The 20,390-nt window shown below is 42.7% G+C and carries 18 protein-coding genes, 1 pseudogene and 1 CRISPR repeat array; of the genes and pseudogenes, 8 read left to right on the forward strand and 11 right to left on the reverse strand.

Features of this window, described 5'->3' with window-relative positions:
* The first annotated feature begins 60 nt into the window (after positions 1–60).
* Positions 61–4,254 (forward strand): caspase family protein, encoded by a 4,194-nt coding sequence (locus IQ246_RS04460; RefSeq protein ID WP_194000502.1) that lies wholly within the window; start codon positions 61–63, stop codon positions 4,252–4,254.
* Between the two features lie 31 nt (positions 4,255–4,285).
* Here the strand turns inward: IQ246_RS04460 and IQ246_RS04465 are convergent.
* The 3 genes and pseudogenes from IQ246_RS04465 to IQ246_RS04475 all read right to left on the reverse strand — a co-directional run bounded on the left by IQ246_RS04465 (position 4,286) and on the right by IQ246_RS04475 (position 7,600).
* Positions 4,286–5,465: pseudogene (locus tag IQ246_RS04465) on the reverse strand (RNA-guided endonuclease InsQ/TnpB family protein).
* Between the two features lie 491 nt (positions 5,466–5,956).
* On the reverse strand, positions 5,957–6,244 hold the full coding sequence (locus tag IQ246_RS04470; protein ID WP_194000504.1) for a hypothetical protein: 288 nt from the start codon (positions 6,242–6,244) through the stop codon (positions 5,957–5,959).
* Between the two features lie 138 nt (positions 6,245–6,382).
* Positions 6,383–7,600, reverse strand: a complete 1,218-nt coding sequence (locus tag IQ246_RS04475) for an HhoA/HhoB/HtrA family serine endopeptidase (protein WP_194000506.1) — start codon at positions 7,598–7,600, stop codon at positions 6,383–6,385.
* Between the two features lie 307 nt (positions 7,601–7,907).
* On the opposite strand from IQ246_RS04475, the gene IQ246_RS04480 reads away from it, so the two are divergent.
* Together IQ246_RS04480 and menH are read left to right on the forward strand one after the other, a co-directional pair.
* Positions 7,908–8,309, forward strand: a complete 402-nt coding sequence (locus IQ246_RS04480) for a metal-sensitive transcriptional regulator (protein WP_194000508.1) — start codon at positions 7,908–7,910, stop codon at positions 8,307–8,309.
* Between the two features lie 111 nt (positions 8,310–8,420).
* Entirely contained in the window at positions 8,421–9,311 is an 891-nt protein-coding gene (gene menH / locus IQ246_RS04485) for a 2-succinyl-6-hydroxy-2,4-cyclohexadiene-1-carboxylate synthase (protein ID WP_194000510.1), read from the forward strand.
* Here the strand turns inward: menH and IQ246_RS04490 are convergent.
* On the reverse strand, positions 9,252–9,947 hold the full coding sequence (locus IQ246_RS04490) for a glycoside hydrolase family protein (RefSeq protein WP_194000563.1): 696 nt from the start codon (positions 9,945–9,947) through the stop codon (positions 9,252–9,254). The genes menH and IQ246_RS04490 overlap by 60 nt on opposite strands.
* Positions 9,948–10,276: 329 nt before the next feature.
* Positions 10,277–10,936 carry an NAD(P)H-binding protein gene (locus IQ246_RS04495; protein ID WP_194000512.1) on the reverse strand — a complete coding sequence of 220 codons (660 nt, stop codon included), beginning with the start codon at positions 10,934–10,936 and terminating at the stop codon, positions 10,277–10,279.
* A gap of 179 nt (positions 10,937–11,115) precedes the next feature.
* On the opposite strand from IQ246_RS04495, the gene IQ246_RS04500 reads away from it, so the two are divergent.
* Positions 11,116–11,799, forward strand: a complete 684-nt coding sequence (locus tag IQ246_RS04500) for a DUF1997 domain-containing protein (protein ID WP_194000514.1) — start codon at positions 11,116–11,118, stop codon at positions 11,797–11,799.
* Positions 11,800–11,906: 107 nt separating this feature from the next.
* On the opposite strand, the gene IQ246_RS04505 is transcribed toward IQ246_RS04500, so the two are convergent.
* Entirely contained in the window at positions 11,907–12,377 is a 471-nt protein-coding gene (locus IQ246_RS04505; RefSeq protein WP_194000516.1) for a DUF4079 domain-containing protein, read from the reverse strand.
* Between the two features lie 248 nt (positions 12,378–12,625).
* Here IQ246_RS04505 and IQ246_RS04510 point away from each other — a divergent pair, with 248 nt between their 5' ends.
* Entirely contained in the window at positions 12,626–13,909 is a 1,284-nt protein-coding gene (locus tag IQ246_RS04510; protein ID WP_194000518.1) for an ankyrin repeat domain-containing protein, read from the forward strand.
* A gap of 645 nt (positions 13,910–14,554) precedes the next feature.
* Positions 14,555–15,037 carry a cobalamin biosynthesis protein gene (locus IQ246_RS04515; protein WP_194000520.1) on the forward strand — a complete coding sequence of 161 codons (483 nt, stop codon included), beginning with the start codon at positions 14,555–14,557 and terminating at the stop codon, positions 15,035–15,037.
* A gap of 144 nt (positions 15,038–15,181) precedes the next feature.
* On the opposite strand, the gene IQ246_RS04520 is transcribed toward IQ246_RS04515, so the two are convergent.
* Positions 15,182–15,535, reverse strand: coding sequence for a phage holin family protein (locus tag IQ246_RS04520; protein WP_194000522.1), 354 nt, complete (start codon positions 15,533–15,535; stop codon positions 15,182–15,184).
* A gap of 178 nt (positions 15,536–15,713) precedes the next feature.
* Here IQ246_RS04520 and IQ246_RS04525 point away from each other — a divergent pair, with 178 nt between their 5' ends.
* Positions 15,714–16,289 carry a hypothetical protein gene (locus IQ246_RS04525; protein ID WP_194000524.1) on the forward strand — a complete coding sequence of 192 codons (576 nt, stop codon included), beginning with the start codon at positions 15,714–15,716 and terminating at the stop codon, positions 16,287–16,289.
* Here the strand turns inward: IQ246_RS04525 and IQ246_RS04530 are convergent.
* Complete coding sequence (locus tag IQ246_RS04530) at positions 16,262–16,435, reverse strand: hypothetical protein (RefSeq protein WP_194000526.1); 174 nt, start codon at positions 16,433–16,435, stop codon at positions 16,262–16,264. The two genes, IQ246_RS04525 and IQ246_RS04530, sit on opposite strands and share 28 nt — an antisense overlap.
* Positions 16,436–16,489: 54 nt before the next feature.
* Positions 16,490–17,549: a CRISPR direct-repeat array (repeat unit 37 nt; unit sequence GTTTCAATCCCTAATAGGGATTTTAGGTAATTGGAAT).
* Between the two features lie 272 nt (positions 17,550–17,821).
* On the opposite strand from IQ246_RS04530, the gene IQ246_RS30775 reads away from it, so the two are divergent.
* The gene (locus tag IQ246_RS30775) at positions 17,822–17,956 is read left to right on the forward strand and encodes a hypothetical protein (protein ID WP_255515453.1); all 135 of its coding nucleotides are present in this window, start codon (positions 17,822–17,824) and stop codon (positions 17,954–17,956) included.
* Between the two features lie 222 nt (positions 17,957–18,178).
* On the opposite strand, the gene IQ246_RS04535 is transcribed toward IQ246_RS30775, so the two are convergent.
* The 3 genes from IQ246_RS04535 to IQ246_RS04545 all read right to left on the reverse strand — a co-directional run bounded on the left by IQ246_RS04535 (position 18,179) and on the right by IQ246_RS04545 (position 20,362).
* Positions 18,179–18,994, reverse strand: coding sequence for a DUF1838 domain-containing protein (locus IQ246_RS04535; protein WP_194000528.1), 816 nt, complete (start codon positions 18,992–18,994; stop codon positions 18,179–18,181).
* A gap of 302 nt (positions 18,995–19,296) precedes the next feature.
* Positions 19,297–19,953 (reverse strand): tRNA (adenosine(37)-N6)-threonylcarbamoyltransferase complex dimerization subunit type 1 TsaB, encoded by a 657-nt coding sequence (gene tsaB / locus IQ246_RS04540; RefSeq protein WP_194000565.1) that lies wholly within the window; start codon positions 19,951–19,953, stop codon positions 19,297–19,299.
* Between the two features lie 160 nt (positions 19,954–20,113).
* Positions 20,114–20,362, reverse strand: coding sequence for a Ycf34 family protein (locus tag IQ246_RS04545; protein WP_194000530.1), 249 nt, complete (start codon positions 20,360–20,362; stop codon positions 20,114–20,116).
* Positions 20,363–20,390 lie beyond the last annotated feature (28 nt).

Consider the following 20,390-nt stretch of genomic DNA (forward strand, 5'->3'; position numbering starts at 1 on the left):
TCAGATTTTAAGTGTATTTACGTTATCTTATTCTGTAACAGACAACTTAAATATGTATAGATGGCTCGTTACGCGCTTGTAGTTGGCATTACAGATTACAAAAGTCAGATTAACAACCTCACAAAACCAGCTACGGATGCAGAAGCAGTCGCGCAGGTACTAAAAGCGCATGGTGATTTTGAGGATATTGCCGTTCTCAAGGGGAAAGTTTGTACAACTAAGTTGGCTGAAGCTTTAAAAACACTTTTGCAACAACAAGCAGTTAAAAACGAAGCCCTAATTTACTTTACAGGGCATGGCATCACCGTCTCTGACAGCTTAGGAACACAACAAGCATATCTAGCAACTTATGACTTGACAATTGTGACTCAAGGTAAGCAAATTATTGAACAAACAGGCGGGATTAGTCTTCTGAGTCTCAACAATTTAATTAGAGACTCCGACCTGAGTAGTCTAGTAGTGCTGTTAGATTGCTGTCATAGCGGTGAATTTTTAGAACGCAATCTCATCGAAAAAACTCTGACTGCCTTTATTTCACAGCGCGATTACTACTTTATTGCTGCTTGCAGAGGTTTTCAACAAGCTTATGCAAATAAAAGTGAGCAACATAGTATTTTTACAACAGCTTTGCTGGCAGGTTTATCACCAAACAACACTAATGATCATGGAAAAGTGACAGGCGATCGCCTTTTCGATAAACTTGCTACAGAACTCAAAGGCAGTGGTCAAGAACCAATCCGCATGGGTTGGGGGCGTTCCATTACTCTAATTACCCACAACAATCAAACACAAGCTCCAACCTTTGAGGTAAAGGAAGAATGTCCTTACCAAGGTTTAAAAGCCTTTGAAGCTGAACAAAAACAGTTTTTCTTTGGGCGCAAGCAGGTTGTGAGGAAGATTTTGGAGAAACTGGCACAAAAGCCCTTTGTTCCGATTATTGGTGCTTCCGGGAGTGGTAAATCTTCTGTAGTTCAGGCGGGTTTGATTCCAGAATTAGATGATAGTGTCTGGCAAATTTTACCGCCAATTAAGCCAGGATTTCAGCCTTTGCAGGAATTGCGAGGAACTCTGAAAGCATTTTTTCAGGGAGCGAAAACAGAAAGATTGCTTTGGGAGTTGATTACTAATGAAGCGAATCCTTTACCTAGAATTTTGGAGCATCTCACAGGGGCAGAAAAATTTTTATTGGTAGTAGATCAGTTTGAGGAACTATTTACTGTCTCTGTTGCTGAAGACAAGCACAGATTTATTGAATTGCTGACTCAGGTAGTAGAGATAACCGATTCGCGGTTAGCAGTTGTGATTACCATGCGATCGGATTTTCTAGAACGATGTTTAGACTTTCCGTCTTTAAATAAATTGATTGAAAATCAGCTTGTTTTGATGCCGCGTATCACTGGAGTTGATTTAAAAGAGACAATAACCGAACCTGCTAAACTCCAAGGTCATAGTGTTGAAGAAAAACTAGTACTGAAAATTTTAGAAGATGTTGGTAAAGAACCGGGATACTTGCCGTTGATGGAGTTTGCTTTAACTAGACTCTGGGAAAAACGCGACCAACAAAAGCATCAGCTCACCTTAGAACAGTATGAAAACTTCCAAGGATTGACAGGGGCGCTGAATCTTCATGCAGAAAATGTTTATCTTTACGAAGATTATCAGCAGGATCCCCCGACTAAAGAACGAGATGAACAACAGAAAAACTGGATTCAGCAAATTTTCCTGCGATTAGTGCGAACGGGAAAGGGGGAAAAGGATACCAGACAGCGTCAACCAAAAGTTGAACTGTTAACCATTGCAAGTAATGAGCAAGAAAAGCAGGAAGCATTAAGTGAATTGCTAGATGAAGGATTAGTGAAAGGACGTTTGCTGGTAGCTGGCAAAGATGAACAAGAAAAAGCGTGGATTGATTTAGCTCACGAAGCCTTAATTGAGGGTTGGCAGCGATTTGCCCAATGGCGACAACAAGACCGAGATTTGCGACGGTTGAATGATAGGTTAGCTGATGCTTTACGCGAGTGGTTGAACAGAAGGGAGAATGAAAAATACTTAATACAGGGGGGATTGCTGGCAGAGGTGCGGGAAAATTGGGAACAGCTAGAGTCTTTATCATCACCTCAAACAAAGAATTTTTACCAACTCAGCGATGCTTTTGAACAGCACCAGATTGCCACATTAGAAAAAGCGCTCACTGAATCACAATTGCGAGAAAAAGCCGCGAGGGTAGAGAATTTATTGTCTTTCTACCCCCTAGATAGTCTGGTTTTGGCAATTCAAGCTATGGGTGAGAATCTAGAGAAATTACCTCAGCAGATTCTTGCACCAGTTGAGAATAGTTTGAATCGGGTAATGAATAAAGTAAGAGTCTCCATTCCGTTCCGTGGTCATGAGGGTTTGGTTAATTCTGTCGCTATTAGCGCCGATGGCCAGACGATTGTCAGTGGTGGTCGTGACGGCACGGTGCGGTTGTGGAATCGCCAAGGTTTTCCCTTAGCTGAACCATTGCGTGGTCATAAGGGTTATGTCAGGTCTGTCGCTATTAGCGCCGATGGGCAGACGATTGTCAGTGGCGGTAGTGATGGCACGGTGCGGTTGTGGAACCACCAAGGTCTTCTCTTAGCTAAATCATTGCGTGGTCATGAGCATGTTGTCTCTTTTGTTGCTATTAGCGCCGATGGCCAGACGATTGTCAGTGGCGGTAGTGGTGGCACGGTGCGGTTGTGGAACCACCAAGGTCTTCTCTTAGCTGAATTATTGCTTGATTATCAGGGTTTGGTCAATTCTGTCGCTATCAGCGCCGATGGGCAGACGATTATCAGTGGCGGTAGTGATGGCACGGTGCAGTTGTGGAACCACCAAGGTCTTCCTTTAGCTAAACCATTGCGTGGTCATAAGGGTAGTGTCAATTCTGTCGCTATTAGCGCCAATGGGCAGACGATTATTAGTGGCGGTAGTGATGGCACGGTGCAGTTGTGGAACCACCAAGGTCTTCCTTTAGCTAAACCATTGCGTGGTCATAAGGGTAGTGTCAATTCTGTCGCGATTAGCGCCGATGGGCAGACGATTATCAGTGGCGGTAGTGATGGCGCAGTGCGGTTGTGGAACCACCAAGGTTTTCCTTTAGCTGAACCATTGCTTGATTATCGGGGTTTGGTCAAGTCTGCCGCCATCAGTGCCGATGGGCAGACGATTGTCTGTGGTGGTGGTGACGCCACGGTGCGGTTGTGGAACCACCAAGGTTTTCCCTTAACTGAACCATTGCGTGGTCATAAGGGTAGTGTCAATTCTGTCGCCATCAGCGCCGATGGGCAGACGATTTTCAGTGGGGGTAGTGAGGGCACGGTGCGTTTATGGAACCGCCAAGGTCTTCCCTTAGCTGAACCATTCCGTAGTCATGAGCATGTTGTCTCTTCTATCGCCATCAGCGCCGATGGGCAGACAATTGTCTGTTGTGGTGGTGAGGGCACGGTGCGGTTGTGGAACCATCAAGGTTTTCCCTTAGCTGAACCTACCGTTGATTATCAAGGTTATGTCAATTCTGTCGCCATCAGCGCCGATGGGCAGACGATTATCAATGGCAATAGTTACGGCGCAGTTCAGTTGTGGAACCACCAATGTCTTCCCTTAGCTGAACCATTGCGTGGTCATAAGGGTAGTGTCAATTCTGTCGCCATCAGCGCCGATGGGCAGATAATTGTCAGTGGGGGTAGTGATGGCACAGTGCGGTTGTGGAACCGCCAAGGTTTTCCCTTAACTCAACCATTGCGTGGTCATAAGGGTTATGTCAATTCTGTCGCCATCAGCGCCGATGGGCAGACGATTGTTAGTGGGGGTAGTGACGGCACAGTGCGGTTATGGAACTGCCAAGGTCTTTCCTTAGCTGAACCATTGCGTGGTCATGAGGGTGATGTCAATTCTGTCACCATTAGCACAGATGGGCAGACAATTGTCAGTGGGGGTAGTGACGGCACAGTGCGGTTATGGAATCGCCAAGGTCTCCCCTTAGCTGAACCATTGCATAGTCATGAGGGTAGTGTCAATTCTGTCACCATTAGCACAGATGGGCAGATAATTGTCAGTGGCGGTGCTGACGGTACGGTGCGGTTGTGGCGGGGTGGTTGGCGTGGATGGTTGCAAGTCTGTTGCGACAGGTTGCGCTACCATCCCATCTTCACCAATCCGCAAACAGAGGAAGCCAAGGCAGCCTGCGAAGTCTGCCGTAAATATGTTTGGATTGACACTCCCCACGCATGAATGCGGGGGATTCTTGGCTCTGCGACATGCCTTACCCTAACTGGTTTTCACCAATCAAGATAGAGGGCTTGTCTCCCCAAGCGTTGCTTGCGTCGAGCGCAAAGGTTCCTACATGCCCTGTAGTACCCAATCCTGAGTTAAGGATATTAATACCAGCGTTGTGGTCGCGATCTAACTTACATCCACATTGACAAACATGAGTGCGAGTAGACAGCGACTTCTTCACAATTAGGCCACAGCTAGAGCATTCAGCAGACGTGTAGGCAGGGTTGACAGCAATAGTTATCCGCCCAAAAACCTTGCCAAAATACTCTAGCCAAACTCGAAACTGATACCATCCAGCGTCATTAATTGACTTCGCCAGACAATGATTTTTAACCATGTTCTTTATCCTCAAATCTTCGTAGACGATGACATCGTTTAGATGTAGCTACGCACCGCGCCAATTTAATAGCATGGTCTTGATGTTGCCTACTTATTTGGAGGTGAACTCTAGCTAATTTAATTCTAGCCTTACGTCTATTGCTAGAGCCTTTAACCTTGCGAGAAACAAGTCTTTGTGAGCGTTTCATCTTCTGTTCCCCAGTCCGGTAGAACCGAGGATTCTCAACTTTATTGCCCAACGAATCGGTGTAGAAAGACTCTAATCCAACATCTAAACCAATGGTTCTATGAGTTGGCTCAATGACTTCTTTGCGATCTACTTGGATACAAAATTGAACATAATAGCCGTCAGCCCGTTTAACCAATCTCACCCGCTTAATTTGGTCTGGTTGATAAAAGTTCAGGTTGCGAGTACCTTTGATTTTTAATCGACCAATCCCATTTTTATCAATGAATGCTATTGATTTACGGTCGTCTGCAAGCTTCCATCCTGATGCTTTGTACTCAACTGAGCGATTATCTTTTTGAAATTTGGGATAACCTTTTCTACCAGAAATCTTCGCCTTGCAATTGTCATAAAAACGAGAGATTGCCGCCCACGCACGTTCTGTTGCTGCTTGACGGGCTGTTGAATTGAGTTTGTCCGCAAACGGAAATTGACCAGCTAAAACCGCGCTTTGTTTGCTCAAGTCGTACTTGCCAGTCTTTGGATCGTCCATCCACAAACGGATGCACTTATTCCGAATAAACTGCACGGTACGAATAGCTTCATCAATAGCGGCGAACTGCTTTTGTTTTCCGTAGGTTTTAAACTCAAAAACTAGCATCGGATTTCTCCAAGTTACGCTGACCATCGTAGCGCAAAAATAATCATCAATCGACAAGAGATATCCAAAGATTGTAGGCGACTTTAGTCGCAGCCGCGTTCATCCCCATGCCTGAAGTCAGGGGCTTTCCGCTCGTCTTTCGGTAAAGAACGTGGGTAAGGGCACGTTATTGCCGTGCCCTTACCCACGTTCTTTACTTAATTATCTCCACCATTTAGGCTCAGAACTCCAGTTTTCACCTTCATAACTCGAAACTTTTACCTCTGAACTCGGAATTTTAACCTCCGAACTCGGAACTTTCACCTCTAAACTCGGAATTTTAACCTCCGAACTCGGAATTTTAACCTCTGAACTGCAATATCTTAGATCCAAGGGTCAATTATTGTGAGTGAAGGGCGATTATTTAACGCTTCGCGGAAGTCCCCACCCTCAACTTTTAGTAGGGTGGGGATATGGAGCGGGGGGTGAGGATTCCATCTAGAATTGATTTTTTACTTGGTAAAAACAAATTCTGGATGGATGACGAATCCCCAGGATTTTCTGGTAAGATAGATAGCGTCTTGACCATCAATGCCATAAGCGAAAACCAAGCTAATAGGTATATGTTGCATCGCCCTTGGCGTCTCCCCTTGGGAGAAGAAAAAAATTTGGGTCTTGGGAACCAGGACTCCTGCCCTTGGAGGGAATGTCAGACCAAAAAAACTACGGGGTAATTGATGGCTATTCCCGATGAATTGGGAAGCCCCGTTCGTCTTACGGCGGGGTAGTTCACGAGTCAACCACAATCAACTTACTTGTTCAGAATTCGGAAGTGGCTCTCCATTACTGCGCTCACTCACCAATCCAACTCTTCATCGCATTCTTGGATCATGGATCGAGGTGTAATGATGGGTTATACGAAATGGTGAAATCATTTACTAAGAAGAAGCATTTTGCAACTCAGCGGTACGGACTGAAAGTTGCTGTGTCTGATTACCCCGTTGCACTTTTAACTGCAAAGTTTGACCGAGGCGACTATCTTCGACAATGTTTTGCAATTGTTCGGCAGTGGTGATTGGTTTACCATCAACTTGAAGAATTACATCTCCTCGCCGGACACCCGCAGTCGCCGCTGGGGATTTGGGTATAACTCGCATTACCAAAACACCGTTAACTTCTGGTATTTGGATAGGAGAATTAGGGTCAGTGTTATTTTGCTTAGCTAACTGGGGTGTTAAAGTTAGCATTTGCACACCTAAATAGGGGTGAGCAACTTTACCGTCACGTTGCAGTTGAGATGCGATCGCTTTAGCTTTATCAATAGGAATAGCAAACCCAATACCCATCGCATCAGGACGAATCGCTGTATTAATACCAATTACTTCACCGCGATCATTTAATAGTGGCCCGCCAGAGTTCCCAGGGTTAATGGCGGCGTCTGTCTGAATAAAGTCCAAGCGTTTATCACTAATACCGACTTGAGCGCTGGAACGTTTGAGGGTACTAACAATTCCCAAGGTAACGGTGTTATCAAATCCCAAAGGATTACCAACTGCGATCGCCCAGTCTCCTACCTGTACATTATTAGAAGAACCCAAGGGCGCAACTGGCAAATCATTACCAGCGTTAATCTTGACTACCGCCAAATCTGTGACTTCATCAATACCTTGAACCTTCCCTTCAAAGGTGCGACCATCTTTGAGCCGCACTGTCACCTTATCAGCTTTATCGACCACATGAGCATTGGTCAAAACTAACCCGCTCTTATCAAGAATAAAACCAGAGCCTAGACCGCGCAATTGCTCAGAAGGCATCTGTTGAGGTAAGCCCTCACCAAAAAACCGACGGAACAACGGGTCTTCAAAAAATGGATCGACACGACGAGTAATTGTACGTTCTGTATCAATGCGTACAACTGCTGTACCAACGCGCTTGACTGCTGCTGTCACAAAACTACTGCTACCAATAGCAGCATTCACTGGTGATTGGCGTTGGGCAATTAGTTCTGGCGCATCTCCAGCAGCTGTAAGGGGCGCAGGTTCTGCTTGAGAGGGCAATACGTGGAGGCTGCTAACCGTTAACGTAATCCCTAGAGCGATCGCTAAAACATGAGTACCTAGTTGACGTATAAACCGGGGTAATTTGGAAAATCGCATAATCAGAACCTAATTAATAAACGTAATTTTGTTGTTTAATCGTGACGAATCTATCTACAGTTATTTTTGCAGAATTGACGTTTACTCTGTGCTTTAGGTTTCGCTTACTCTCCCCAATGTTGGAGTTGAGGTATGGTGCAATTACCTGTAATCAACTTAATGGAATTTTCAGCCTAAAAGCTATTATGGAGATTCACCCTTTAGAGGTACGGATTTTACCCCATAATTGAGGATTTGGAAAACTCTTCCCCAGTCCCCAGTTCCCAGTTAGGCTAGGATCTTAGTACTACCAGCATTTTCATAACCCATGAATGGATTAAACCGATTAGGTCAAGAATCCTTGCCCATATCCCAGCAAGTAGAAAACTCCCACAATCACCATACAGACCACGAGCATACAGACAATACTCCTGAACATGGCAAGTCGGTTCATCCTCACATCCATAGTGAAGAGTCATTACGGCGAATTGTCAATCGATTATCGCGTATAGAAGGACATGTTCGCGGTATTAAGACAATGGTGCAGCAAAGTAGCTCTTGTCCTGATGTTTTGTTGCAAATTGCCGCAGTCCGGGGCGCATTAGATCGGGTAGCGCGAATTGTTCTAGATGAACACTTAACTGAGTGTATTGCCAGAGCCGCCAAGGAGGGCAATATGGAAGTTGAAATTGAACAGTTAAAAGCTGCTTTAGATCGATTTTTGCCTTAATGTTTCAAAAAACACAAATAGTCAGCTAGCATCACAAGATATTTTGTGGATAAAGGACATTTGGTGTTTGTGCTGAAGGTCAAATTTGGAAATATTCTTGTCCACCTATCTATGACCCGAAAAAATTATCAATTTCACTATTCTTTAATTGGCAATTTAAACAAACCACTAATTACTTTTTTGCATGGCTTCATGGGTGATATTAATGAATTTGACCAAGCCATAAAACTACTATCTAACGATTTTTCTTCTTTGATACTTGATCTGCCAGGACACGGCAAAACTCAAGTTTTGGGTGGGGACGAGTATTACACAATCGAAAATACTGCTTATGCATTAATCAACTTACTAGACAAGTTGAAAATTACCAAATGTTTCTTAGTTGGTTATTCAATGGGTGGAAGATTGGGCTTATACCTCACCCTACACTTTCCAGAACGTTTTTATAAAGTAGTTTTAGAGTCAGCTTCCCCAGGTTTGGCAACGGAAGCAGAACGATTAGAACGAATTAGACATGATACGCAAATAGCGAGGAAATTAATCAGAAGTACTGACAGAATTGAATTTGCAGCTTTTATATCAAATTGGTATAATCAAAAAATTTTTGGTTATGTAAAAAATCATCCAGAATATAGCCACATGATAGAAAGTCGGCTGCAAAATAATCCAATGGAATTAGATAAATCCCTGCGCTTCATGGGTACTGGCTCCCAACCTTCTTTGTGGGAACAGCTTAAAAAAAACACAATTCCCATGCTTTTGCTTGCTGGAGAATATGATGAGAAATTTATAGATATCAATATAAAAATTACTAAAATATGTGAATTTTGCCAGCTAGAAATAATTAATCATGCTGGGCATAACATTCACTTTGAAAATACCTTGGCATTTGTGCAAAATGTCAAAAAATTTTTACACAGTCAGTTAAAAACTAGGATAAGTTCACTGCTTCTTTGGCTGCTTCTCTACTTGCCTGCTGGAAGGAGTTGGGGATGGGGTTAACTTCTGTGATGCTGGTTGCTTAGCTGCGTTTAATTCCTCTTGCAGCATTTTCTGGTAAACCTTAGGCAAAGAGCTACTAATGGAATTAGTTTCAATGCCATATCCTAGACTTGTCCAAGTAGGAGAGAGTCGCCGCAGAACATCATTTAACTTTCCCTGACGCAGTAGCTGAGAAATATCAGTTCCCCAAACTTGCGAATCACTCAACCAACGGTAAACGACTCTATCTTGATACTCTGGTTCAAAACTATAAGTAGCCCAAAACATTAACTGCGATGGCTTTGGGTGATAACGGGGAGCTAAGCGATACCAAGTAATGTTAATGATTTGATATCTACCAGCAGCGGTTGAACAATTACCTGTGTTGGGGCCTGTGACAATTGTGACGCATATCTCCGGATGTCGGCTGAGGTCGTTAATCTGTTGTCCACCATACAAAAGCGAATAGGGACGGCTGCTATTAGCCTCACTTGCTGAGATGGTTCGCATCAAAGCACGGATATAAGGGTCGCCCCCTTTCATAACCAAAGGTGGCTGTTTGACTTCAAAGACGGGATCAGAAGGCGATCGCAGTTCACCATAAATATACCACTGTAATAAACACACCAAGCCGAGAAGTGCGGCTATTGGCCCAATCAGTTTTTCAACGCCTTTGAATTCAAAGCCTTTCAGAGTCTAACTCCTTCCTATTGGCTCTCTGTAGCTAACAACAACCATTGACGCACTTATTCCAGCAAAGTTCATCTATAGTAGGATTCCTATTTGATTTTTTGATTTTGGAAAAAACTGCGTACATCTCTAACTCCCTTTTTTTCCTATTCCCTATCCCCCATCCCCCATCCCCTATCTCTACGAGTCAGTTCACGAATCAAATCGGATTACTATATTAGAGTCAAGAGTCAACAGTGAAGGATTCATATATGTTGGAACTTTTGACTTTTGACTCTGGACTCACCACCATTTAATCAGGCGACGTTAGCAAATAGCTCTTTGAAGCTTTTATAGGTAGCCTCTGGTTTGGCAACAACCTCAACAATTTTATTACCTGCGGCTGGTTCAAATAGCGCCTCAACGCAAACTTGAGCGACTTTTTCCCTAGGGATACTACCGTCGAACAATGTATCAGCACTCTGCATCACAATGGCGTTGGGGTTATCTTCATTCTTCAACCCACCAGGTCGTACAATCGTATACGTAAGACCACTTTTCTGGATGTACTCCTCAGCTTGCTTTTTCCACACCAAAATCAGCCAAAACAAGTTCAACGGATGGAACAACTGGGAAGTACACAAAGAAGAAACAAAGACAAAATGCTTAATTCCTTTTGCCTTAGCAGCATCAACTAAATTTTTAGTACCTTCAAAATCCACCTTGTAGGGCCCAGTGGGGTCAAAACTAGGTTGTGCGCCAGTAGCACACAGCAGGACAGTGCTATCTCCCAAAGCAGCAGTCAGATTTTCGAGTTGTAATATGTCACCTGTCACCAATACTGTCTCTGGAGGCAAAATACCCCTAGCTTTGTCCGTATCCCTTACCAAGGCTCGGACGGGAATATTCCGCGTTATTAGCTGTTGCACAATCCGGCGACCTGTTTCACCTGTTGCTCCTGCTACAAATGCTTTCATGATTAACGCTATCCTGGGAAACTAATGTGTGCTTGTTCAGTTCTTTAATTTTAGTAATTCTATGGAGTTGATGGCAGATTATTGAGGTTTCCGTCAAAATAGGACATTAGTGCAAAACAACCCAAGTAAGCTGGGAATTATTAATATACACAAACGCCAAAATATACAGTACTGCATTTATGCTTTCGAGAAACGGCGAATATCAATCCTTAGAAATAACAAAAGCAGTTTTACCTGTGGTATCAAGCCAACCAGAAGTTGAGAATGTATTAACAGAAGCAAATGTGGCGACGCTAACCAAATTTTACGGTCGTTATCAAGACTTTATGGAAATGCCTGCTCCAGCTGTTAAGGTTGCGGAGTATCTTGATGCTCACGCCTTATGGTTTTCGCGTTGCGCTGAGCCGATGAAGGTGCAACCACTGGGAGAAAATGGCTACGCTTTAGTAATTGGTCGTTTTGCTTCTTTTGGTTATGAAGTTGAGCCCAAAATTGGTTTGGAATTATTACCTCCACAGGAGGGTATTTACCGCATCCGTACAATTCCTGTTCCTAACTACCAACCTCCTGGTTATGACGTAGACTACCGGGCAGCGCTACAGTTAATAGAAAACGTGGTAGATGAGGCTTACACCAGTGATAGTCAGGTTACACGAGTTGAATGGGAATTGGATTTGGTAGTTGAGCTTCACTTTCCTAGGTTTATTCAGCGATTACCCAAGTCCTTAATTCAATCTACAGGCGATCGCTTACTTAATCAAATAGTCCGCCAAGTCTCCCGCCGCTTAACTCGCAAAGTTCAGGAAGATTTTCATAACTTTTTGGGAATACCTTTTCCTATTAATTCTAAAAAAAAGCGGTGAGTCAAGAGTAGAAACGCGATTATACTCTTACGAGAAGTCGTTCTTTGAGCGTCTATACAAAAGTCAAGAGTCAAAAAAACTTTTGACTCTTGACTCCTAACTACTGACTACGCCTGAGTGAGAATTTTTTGGACAATTTGCACGCCAGATATAGCCTGCCAAACGAAAAGCCCTAAAAGTGCAAAATTCAGTAGAATATGGGTTGCGCGTGCCCAATTCGCCCCTTTTTGCATATAAGGAGACAGGGAAGCCGAAAATGCAATTAGACCTGTCATCCCTAGCCCTGCTAGCAGGTGAGGCCCCACAAATAATTTACCATTATTAATGTAAGTGACAGCCATACCACCGATCGCACCTGCCACCATCAAAGCTAAGAGTATAGACCCGATTTGGTAGTGTTTAATGTTATATCTACCTTTGATCAGTTCTTTCTTTTCTTCACCCTGAGCATTTCTGGTACGCTGTACTTTTAGCCCCAAGTAAGCAGCATAAAATGAGAGTGCTAATAGTACCCACATCATCACTGGGTGAAAAAAGTTCAACCCATATTTAACCGATGGAGAAAGTTCCAAACTCATCGTGTCCTCGCCCAAGTATTAAATCTTCATAAAAATTAGCATAACTCTATTGTCTGTGCTTAAAGTTGCACAGAGTAAAACAGAAGAAGGAAATTGAGGAAGATTTTGATCCCTCTACTCCCCCTGCACCCCCAATCGCCTTGCTCCCCCTGCTCTTTAACGTCCACCCTCTTGCAAAAGTGGATAAACAATCTCAAACTAAATTTTGAGGGTAGACGAACAAAACTCGCTTGTGCGAGATTTCATCCATGACTGAAAACAACGATACTTTGCTACTGAACGCTGCTAAAAGTGGTGATATCAAGCGGCTGTGTACATTACTAACTGCTGGTACTAAAGTGGACGCGTGCGATCGCAATGGCACTACAGCGCTAATGTTTGCTGCCAATTTAGGCTACACCGAAATTGTGCGATCGCTGCTAGATGCAAAGGCAAATATTAACTTGCCCAGAAAACTCTATGGCTTAACGGCTTTGATGTTGGCAACTAGTGCCAATCAGCTTGACATTGTGCAGCTTTTAGTATCTAAAGGTGCTGATGTGAACGCCACTAATGAAGATGGCAGCACAGCTTTAATGGCAGCGGTACTTAAAGGTCATGTCGATGTTGTCAAAGTATTATTAGCTGCTGGTGCTCAAGTGAATATCGCCGATAAAGATGATGATACTGCTTTGAAACTGGCAGTTAAGCAGGGACACATAGAAGTTGTCCAAGCAATTCTCCAAAGTGGTGCGGACGTCAATATCCAAGATGAAGACGGTGAGACGCCTTTAATGGTAGCAGCCGACTTGGGACATTTGGAGGTTGTACAAGCACTGCTAGAAGCAGATGCTGACGTGAACATGAAAAACTCTGGTGGTGGAACTGCATTGTCTGCCGCAGCCGCAGCAGGATATACTGCGATCGCAGATGTTTTACTAAATCGAAATGCCGAGATTAATCTCCAAGACCAAGACGGTGAAACTGCCCTACACATCGCCGTTGTGGAAGGCTATGTTGATGTAATACAAACGTTACTTAATCGCGGTGCGGATGTGCAAATTAGAAACCATCTGGGTGATACACCACTGCTTGTAGCTGCGTTACAGGGACATAACCAAATCGTTGAAGCACTGCTGCGTTTTGGAGGGAATATTAATGGAAAAAACCTCGGTGAGATACCTTTAACACTGGCGGTAGCGCAGGGTCACGCCAAAACAGTAAAGGTTTTGCTAGAGTATGGTGCTAACCCGAATACTCCTGGAGATGACGGCAAAACTGCTTTAATCAAAGCAGCGACAGGTAATTACATAGAGATAATAGAATTACTACTGACAAAAGGCGCAGATGTGAATTTTCAAGACTCAGCAGGAGCAACAGCGTTAATGTGGGCTGCCTCGGCTGGTTATGGTAAGGCTGTGCAGATATTACTTCAAGCTGGGGCACAAGTGAATTTGAAAAACCGAGGTGGTTATACTGCTTTGATGATTGCAGAATTTAACGGATACAAGCATGTAGTACAGAGTCTGCAAAAAGCTGGAGCACAGGAATAGCTACGCTTATAGAGATAGTTTGCCAAAGTCCACCTACGAGTGTGGTGATTGCTGAGTACTCAGAACTCATTGGTGGATATTGGGACTTAAAATTATTTTGTAACTTGATTGTACTACATCAAAGTAATTTTGTAGTAATGAAAATATACCGAAGTGTTTTTTGGATGAAAAATTTTCTCTAAATTTTTTCATAAACATCTTGACAAATCATCAAATGAAAGTTATTAACTTAAATACCAAGGAGGTAAAAGAGAACTGAGTTCCAAAGTGAGACATAAAAAGTGAGACATCAAGAGAGCAAAACTCCGTCGCAGCTGTTGTGAGCTTGCTGCGGCGGAGAAAAGAAAAATTGGAATACCAAAAGAGAGCAGGCAAAATGCTTGCGCCACAAGGATTAAAAATTTAGAAGGAAATTACCTTTTTCCTTGTGCCTTGTCTCCCTCTTGGCGTTTCCTACTGTGCTATGTACAAAATATAGTTTTTACTTGGAGGGAAAAGTATTCTAAAGATCAGTTTTTATGTATCATACTGAACGCTAAATATAAGCAAGTCCTTAAAAAAGGTTGATTTGAGCGGATTTGCAGGCTTGTTGTGAATATGCAAGGAAACAATAAATAAAAAATTAAATTTAGTATAGGTGCTGTAGTGAATGAGAAATTGCACCTAGTGCAGTTACATCAACAGCTTCTGTGGGTAGGAATTGGTTGTCAAAGAGGAACCTCTGAACAGTTGATTGACATGGCAATTGAGCAAGTATTTCAAGAAAATCGACTTGCTAAAGATGCGATCGCAGGTATTGCTACTATCGATACTAAAGCCTCAGAAGTTGGCTTATTAGAAATTTGCCGCCTACGCAATTGGCCTTTAAAAACCTTTTCAGCGGAAATCCTTCGCACCATCTTTGTCCCCAACCCTGCCACAATCATCAACCAAGCGGTGGGAACACCTAGCGTAGCAGAGGCAGCTGCTATTTTGGCAGCTTCTCAACTCACTCCCTCCTCAACACTTCCTCTGTTTGCAAGCACAGAGGTTTTGACGGTGGGTTTCTTAGTTCCTAAACGAATTTTCCGGTTACAAGGGCAACTAGGTGCGGTAACGATAGCTGTTGCCCAAGAATCAGGTGTGTAGACGTCATATCCGCATCTACATCCTTATACCAATTCCCCGTTAATCACGATACATTTAAATCCTGTAGAAACGTAGCAATGCTACGTTTCTACAAAAAAATATGTTTTACGTTTAAAAGAAATTGCTATTACCTTTTGCTTTTTCCTAATCAACTACTCTCAAAATATAGTTAATCATGCTAGAGACAATCGATAGCACAATGGAACCCAACAAAGCAGGCAAAAAGCCCTTGATTTCAAAACCAGAACCAGGAGTCAGGGCGCTTGCTAGCCAAATAGTCAAGGCGTTGAGTACAAATGTAAATAAACCAAAGGTGAGTAAGGTAATTGGAAACGCTAAAATACGCAGAATTGGTCGAACAAATGCATTAACCAGACCTATAATAATAGCGGCAACAAGGGCGGCTACAAAAGTCTTGACAATGAATCCGGGAACGATGTTAGCAGTGATCAATAATGCCACCGCAGTACCAAGCCAAGTGAATAAAAAGTGCTGCATAAGCTTTCTTAGACAAATTAACAGTAGTTTAATTACTTTCATTATTGCCTGATGTGGCGTGAAACACGCTCAGGCTAGGACTAGCCCTTTCAAGGTGTTGTGTAATGGCTTAATTTGTAGTTTGCTCATGCATAGGTGAAAATCTGTTGGGTGGAGAAGAGAAATACTTCTAGGGCAGGTGTTTGAACGATTTATAAAAGAAAGTCCAGTTTCGGTGATGGTTCGTAGGCTTTTAGAGAAAGCACTATGTCCCCAGATACTGGATGAGCTATTTGAACGTAGTGCAAAAACTCAATACACTCGAGAGTTACTATTCTCCACAGTCGTGAATTTAATCAGCCTAGTTGTTTGTGGAGTCTACCCATCAGTACATGCAGCCCACCAAGCATTGTCTGAAGAGATCGGTGTTTCAGTCACTTCGGTATACAACAAGATCAATGGTATCGAACCAAGCAGCAGTGGGGAGCTAGTCAGAGAGGTTGGTAGTCAAATGGAAGCTACGATTGGCCACCTGAATGCAACAATGCCTGATTTGCTACCAGGTTATCGAGTAAAAATTATTGATGGTAATGCGATCGCAGCAAGCGAACATCATTTAGAAGTGTTGCGTGACATTAGCAGCGCCCCATTACTAGGTCAATCTCTTGTAGTACTCGACCCAAGTGTAATGCTAGCAGTAGATGTATTCCCATGTGAGGAATGCAGGAAGACGCAGATAATTAAGCACTACACGGCTTCCAGAAATTCAAGTTGACAATCCATTTCTACCCCGTTGGGAAGTTTTACACGCACGCTATCAAGTCTGGATGGGTACAAATCGACTATAGTCAATAGCCCTAGGATTTTATGCCGCACTGGCTTATTGGCGATGTAATATTTGGTAGCTGTCTCAATAGTCATACAATTTACCTCTGGACTATCTCTATACTCACACAGCCATCGATAGAGTTGTTTGTTTCAATCCCTAGTAGGGATTTTAGGTAATTGGAATATCGCACATTGCAGTGAAAGGAATGTGGCGTTTAGTTTCAATCCCTAATAGGGATTTTAGGTAATTGGAATGTTAGCTAAGATTGACCGCAGACATCAGCGCAGACATCCGGTTTCAATCCCTAATAGGGATTTTAGGTAATTGGAATGTTTGATAGTTGCGTTCCTTCTTGGTGCGTTGCTTGTTTCAATCCCTAATAGGGATTTTAGGTAATTGGAATGAGTGAGAATCCATAGAATCAAATTGATAATAAAGAGTTTCAATCCCTAATAGGGATTTTAGGTAATTGGAATTTGAAAAAGCTGTGATGGGCAGATAAGAGAGGGCAAGGTTTCAATCCCTAATAGGGATTTTAGGTAATTGGAATTTTATTAGGAGGTTTTTTAGTAGAACAAACAGCAACCAGTTTCAATCCCTAATAGGGATTTTAGGTAATTGGAATCTTCGGATATGCTGGTTAGTCCCGATCTTTACGATAAGCTGTTTCAATCCCTAATAGGGATTTTAGGTAATTGGAATAAATAAAAGCTGATTTAGCCCGATTTAAGCAATTGTTTCAATCCCTAATAGGGATTTTAGGTAATTGGAATTTGTTATTCCTATGGTTAAAGCGTACTTAGCCACATGTTTCAATCCCTAATAGGGATTTTAGGTAATTGGAATGCTTAAAAATCCAGGATTCCCAAATTGTAAATGCGTTTCAATCCCTAATAGGGATTTTAGGTAATTGGAATAAGTCTTCAAAAATTTTGATTCTCTTGGCGTCTGGGTTTCAATCCCTAATAGGGATTTTAGGTAATTGGAATAAGCTTTGATCAGATGGTAAATTAGCCATAAGTTTGTTTCAATCCCTAATAGGGATTTTAGGTAATTGGAATATCAAGTTTATACTTTTTCATTCAGACTATATACGTTTCAATCCCTAATAGGGATTTTAGGTAATTGGAATGCAAGTCCGTTTACCAACCCCTGCCCACTAGCTAATTGTTTCAATCCCTAATAGGGATTTTAGGTAATTGGAATCGCTGGGGGCTGAAAGCCTTGTGTTATTTGGTTTTCATGGTGCGGTTGCGCGAATGGATAAATCATAACATGAGTAGTTGTAATTTGGCTAGATGCAAATGGCTAAAAGCCAGTCCAGATAAGGTGCGCGGATGAGTTAAGGATGCTATTGTCCTCAAAATGTTGCATATAGGGACATTCAGCCATTTTTCCAATTACCTGTTCACCAACACCTACCCATCCGCGCACTAAATAGAAAAACTGGTGTCATTCAAGCTGGTAATTGTTAGAGGTTGTTTGAAAAGCGATTAGAAATTGCGCGGCACTTGCTACAAGTCGGGGAACCCTTGACGCTCGTTCGCCCTTGGCGTCTCCCCTTGGGAGAAGACTCGCTACCGCTTCTCTACGAGACGCTGCGCGAACGCTAACACCAACGCAGCGGCTTGGCTACACGAGACAAAACTTACCTTTGCAGGTTAACAAACCCTTGATTTTGGTGTTAGTCCACGGAGGTGGACTTGGTTTGTGTAGTAGCGAATTCTATTCGCCTAATACTTTTCAAATATCTTTTTAGCAACTTAACTCGATTATAGGCGATCGCGGCTTGGGGAATTCTGACAAACTCTTTCCAGACAAGAGTAAACGCTAATTTATTGCTCCTCGGGTTGGGGAAGCGGGAAGATTTCACCAGCTACATAAGCCTGAAAGTACTTTTGGAAGTATAACCAGGAGGTCATATCTTCCCCCTCTACAAATGCTTTTGGGGCTTGCTTATACAAAGGAATGCGGGTATTGATTTCGTTTTGCAGCAGTTGGGGTAAATCTGTTAAACCACTGACTTTACTTCCAAAAGCACTATAAATCAGATTACCAGGGCGATCGCCCATTTTCATCCAGGGAAGCCATTGACCAATTCTATCCCAACTCAGCTGGAGTTGAGAAACTGAGGAAAGTGCTGAGTCGAATAAATCTGCGGTTGGCACGGTGATTTTAAATAATTCCGCTGCCTGATAAATTGGATTTGGACTGTATTCGGCAAATTTAGGATTGTCTGCCAAAGGATTGGGATAAGTAGGAAATAAATCAAACACAAAGGTTGTGCTGTCACCCTGTACTTGCGCTGGAAACTTACCCTGAAATTTACCTTGCACAGGATTATTCGCAACGTGCATTACCGCTACTGTCTCCCCTGTCCAAGGATTCTCCCATTTGGGCAAAATCTCATCTGTCTGTGGATTCAGGTAGTAAGTCAGTTCTCTGGAAGTAAAATCCCAGCTACCTTCTTCTGTGGGAAAACATCTACTAATGCTCAACCCCAGTATTTTAAACAGGAGTTGTCTTTTCTCGCCGGGAATAAAGGCGTAAATTTTACCTTTCCAGGTGAGGAAGGTGGATTGGGTGGGATCGAGGGAAGAACGAGTTTTTACCCAGTGCTGAGCTTCAAGTTCTTGAGTTTGGGCAACCATTTATAGCATCCTGATTATTGGAATAAAAAAACAATACCTTCTAAGAGGATGTTTTAAAAGTTTTCGGCGAATAGAATTCGCTACTACACAAAGCTTAGTCCACCTCCGTGGACTAACACTAAATCAAGGGTTTGTTAAATGCTCAGGACTTACGCAAGTGTCATATTTTTAACGCCAGAGGTTGTCCAGAGTCAAAGGTCAAAAGTCCAAAAAACCTTGATTCTTGACCCTTGACCCTTGACTCTTATACCAGAAGCCTTGTGTGCCAGTTGCGTAAGTCCTAATGCTATTATGCCCTCTTATTACAAGTCCACCGGATGTTGCCCATAATACGGCAAAGCCTCTGACCAATGAGGACGTTTTCCTTGTTGCCAATCAAGATAAGCTAGTTCTAAGATATTTGTCGTCGTTGCTGCTAACCCAGATTTTGCTTCAATTAGTTGATAACTTGTATTCCAGTTAGCCAAAGTTTCCTGCCATGCTTCTGGTGTGAGTACTGTATCTGGCAATAAGGCTATCAGTCCGCAATTATTTGGCATCAGTTGATAAATAGCTGCAAAAATTTTACCTCTTTGTGCTGGCATTTCCACAGCCAAAGTTTTGGAATTTTGATTTTTACTTGCTTCTGACCAAGCTACCGCCGCTAAAGTAGAAATAACAAACACAGGAATATCTAACTGTTGTCCCAAGGTTCGGGCAATAACAACACCAATGCGAGTTCCAGTAAAGCCACCTGGCCCTTTTGCCACTGCAATAAATGCCAAATCTGCCCAAGTTTGTGGTTTGATAAACTCGATTAAATATTGATGTATATGACTGGATAAATCTCGCCCTAAATTCAAAATATTAGAGCGGGTTTCGCTGGCAAAATTACTGATTACCAAACCCAATTCGGGAGTGGTGGTATGTAGCGCTAAAGCGTATTTTGTTATTTCGAGATGTTCTAAGTCAGTTGCCAACATAATTCCTAATTGTTAATGCGTAATTCGTAATGATCTTAGTTATGCATCAATGCGGAGTCTTGAAATAAAAATACTCCGCTTTTTTGCTTTTTCATTACTAAAATTAGTTGCTCTGAAACCTTAATTAATTACGAATTACGAACTACTAATTATTTGATCACGTTGGCACTAATTCACCCGGACGCAATTTCGACCATTTACCCATTTCTTGCTTAAAGCTGAGACAGCCAACAACATCCCACTCCATTTCAATGAAATCGTCTTTGGTACGGATGTTAACATTGATCGAAGGTTCATTCGGATCAAAATCTGGGGTTTCGGTCAGATGGGGCTGTTGGTGCTGTGTTTCCACGGCATTGTAGGTTGCACAGCGGTCTACATAGTGGCAGTTCACGCAAATACACATAATAGAACCAACTCCAGGGCCTTTATTG

The organism is aff. Roholtiella sp. LEGE 12411, assembly GCF_015206995.1.
In the GTDB taxonomy this organism is placed as follows: Bacteria; Cyanobacteriota; Cyanobacteriia; order Cyanobacteriales; family Nostocaceae; genus Komarekiella.